The sequence below is a fragment of the Pontimicrobium sp. MEBiC01747 genome, from assembly GCF_053601635.1.
The window spans coordinates 1-2,850 of the sequence record NZ_JBSHNS010000557.1 but is presented as its reverse complement, the minus strand read 5'-3'; the positions used below and the strand labels follow the sequence as shown (position 1 = coordinate 2,850).

Genomic DNA, 2,850 nt, shown 5'->3' with positions numbered 1-2,850 from the left:
TAGTTATCCTAATCAATCTAAACCTATTTCTAAATTTATGGCGCCAGGCTATTTGTTTTTTGGTACAGGAATGGAATACGGTAGAGATATAGAAACGTTTTCTTTTTACTTTTCGCCATTAACCGTAAAAGGAACCTTTGTGTTAGATGATGACTTGGCAAATGCAGGAGCTTTTGGTGTAGAATCTGCTGTTGTAAATGATAACGGAGATATTATAAAAGAGGGAGAAAAAGTTAGAACAGAAGTAGGAATATTAATAACGAATGCCTACGAGACTGTTATTTTTGAAAACATAGCCTTAAAAAATGCATTAAGCCTTTATACAGATTACTTTAATAGCTTTGGAAATGTAGATGTTAATTGGGAAATTAACCTAGATTTTAAAGTTAATGCCTATGTAAAAGCAACTTTAGGATCTCATTTAAAATATGATAACGATACCAAAACTCAAGTTGAAATTGACAATGGTGAAGAATTAGCAGAAGAAGGTGCTAAGGTGCAATGGAAACAACAAATTGGGATTGGCGTTACTTTAGACTTTTAAAATAAAAAAGTAGTTTACTACTTTTTTTGTTCTTATCTATTCGTTAAGTAGTATTAGATTAGTAATTATTAAAAATAATTGCTAGATTAGAGAATATTCTTACTTTTTGTATGTTGTATTCTGAAGCTGCCTAATGAATTTAAAAAAAATAATTCCTATACTCGCATTAGTATTAGTTATTTATAACTGCGTAGGTATTTATTCTTTTAACTTAGAGTATACAAGAGTAATTAAATTAATAAGTACTCTTGTCCTCTTTATTGTATTCCTATTATTTAAAGGCTATAAAAAAAGAAACTTTTTAGTAGCATACATATGTTTTGTAATGGCAGATGGATTTATGCTTTTTTATGAAGAATTTTTCTTTGACAAGCTTACATTACTCATGATTGGGTTGGCCTATATAAGCATTTCCATTTATGTTTATCCCAAAATAAATTTCTTAAGTTTAAATAAGTATGTTATACTAGTACTACTTTTTTTAGTCATTATAAACCTATACTTGTATTTCGAAATATTAAACTTAATTAATATAGCGCATAAAAATATACTGCAAAATATAGTTATGGTTGTATTTGGAATAAGTGTAGTAACTATGGGGCTTTTTGCAAGTATTTATAATTATAAATACAATTCCATCCAATCAGTATACTATATTCTGTTCGTTTTTATGCTTATTTTAAGCATGATATTTAATGCTATTGCATATTACGGAGGAGTAAAAATATTTTTTTACCTTAATAGATCGTTTCATGTTTTAGCATTATCTACAATGTTATTGTATTGTATATTGCCGTTTAAAAAAGAATATAGAGGAGGACAAATTAAATAAACCCTTTAATTAAAAGTAAAAACGAACAAGTTATAAAGCAATCTAAAATATATAAAACAGTAATTAATTTAAAATTAGAAACACCTACCATTTTATAAAATTTCAACTTTTTACGCACTCTGGTGTCGTTAATTAAAAACCAGAATAAAACCATTAAAAATAACTTTGTTAATAAAGCAAGAATAAGTTCTGGACCCACTATAGTTAATATAATAGTAACCAAAAAAGACCATAAAGCTAAAGGTCTATAATAATATAATATAGCGCGAAACTGGTTAAGCATATAGTTTATAACGAAAAATAATATAGAATATTTTTCATGTTAGCATAACAAGTTATAAATGCATACAGTTTGAGAAATTATCGTACTTTTGTTTTTACAATTTTATATATAGATGTTAGAAAAATTACAAATAGTTAAACAACGTTTTGATGAGGTAAGCGATTTAATAATTCAACCAGATATTATTACAGATCAAAAGCGCTATGTAGAACTAAATAGAGAATATAAAGATTTACGTATTCTTATGGATAAGCGTAAAGATTATATAGAATTCACTAATAATATTGCAGAAGCCGAAGAAATAATTGCTGATGGAAGTGATGCCGAAATGGTAGACATGGCAAAAATGCAACTAGAAGAAGCCAAAGAAGGCATTCCAAGATTAGAAGAAGAAATAAGAGTATTACTAATTCCTAAAGATCCAGAAGACGCTAAAAATGCAGTAGTAGAATTACGTGCAGGAACAGGAGGAGACGAAGCAAGTATATTTGCAGGCGACTTATTTAGAATGTATACTAAGTACTGTGAAGGTAGAGGGTGGAAAGTAAGTACCGTAGATTATAGTGAAGGAACTAATGGAGGATTTAAAGAAATACAATTTGAAGTCAGTGGAGAAGATGTATATGGAACGCTTAAATTCGAAGCAGGAGTACACCGTGTACAACGTGTACCGCAGACCGAAACACAAGGACGTGTGCACACGAGTGCCGCAACAGTAATGGTATTTCCAGAAGCAGAAGAATTTGATGTAGAGATTGATCCAAAAGAAGTAAGAGTAGATTTTTTCTGTTCCTCAGGACCAGGAGGGCAGTCTGTAAATACAACCTATTCCGCAGTACGTTTAACGCACATACCAACAGGGTTAGTTGCGCAATGTCAAGACCAAAAATCGCAGCATAAAAATAAGGAGAAAGCTTTTAAAGTTTTGAGGTCAAGACTTTATGATATGGAGCTAGAAAAGAAAAATGCTGAAGACGCTGCAAAAAGAGGATCTATGGTAACATCAGGAGACCGAAGTGCAAAAATTAGAACGTACAATTATCCACAAGGACGTGTAACAGATCACAGAATAGGATTAACACTTTACGATTTGTCTAATATTATTAATGGAGACATTCAGAAAATTATAGACGAGTTAATGTTAGCTGAAAACACCGAAAAACTGAAGGCTAATGACGATGTAATATAAAA

Annotated in this window: 2 protein-coding genes and 1 pseudogene; all 3 read left to right on the top strand. The window is 30.2% G+C overall.

What is annotated here, in order from left to right:
- Positions 1-544 (top strand): annotated as a pseudogene (locus ACVC2P_RS18490) (DUF3078 domain-containing protein); the annotation flags it as partial.
- 133 nt (positions 545-677) lie between these two features.
- On the top strand, positions 678-1,376 hold the full coding sequence (locus ACVC2P_RS18485; RefSeq protein ID WP_452599928.1) for a hypothetical protein: 699 nt from the start codon (positions 678-680) through the stop codon (positions 1,374-1,376).
- A gap of 395 nt (positions 1,377-1,771) precedes the next feature.
- Positions 1,772-2,848, top strand: coding sequence for a peptide chain release factor 1 (gene prfA / locus ACVC2P_RS18480; protein ID WP_452599927.1), 1,077 nt, complete (start codon positions 1,772-1,774; stop codon positions 2,846-2,848).
- Positions 2,849-2,850 lie beyond the last annotated feature (2 nt).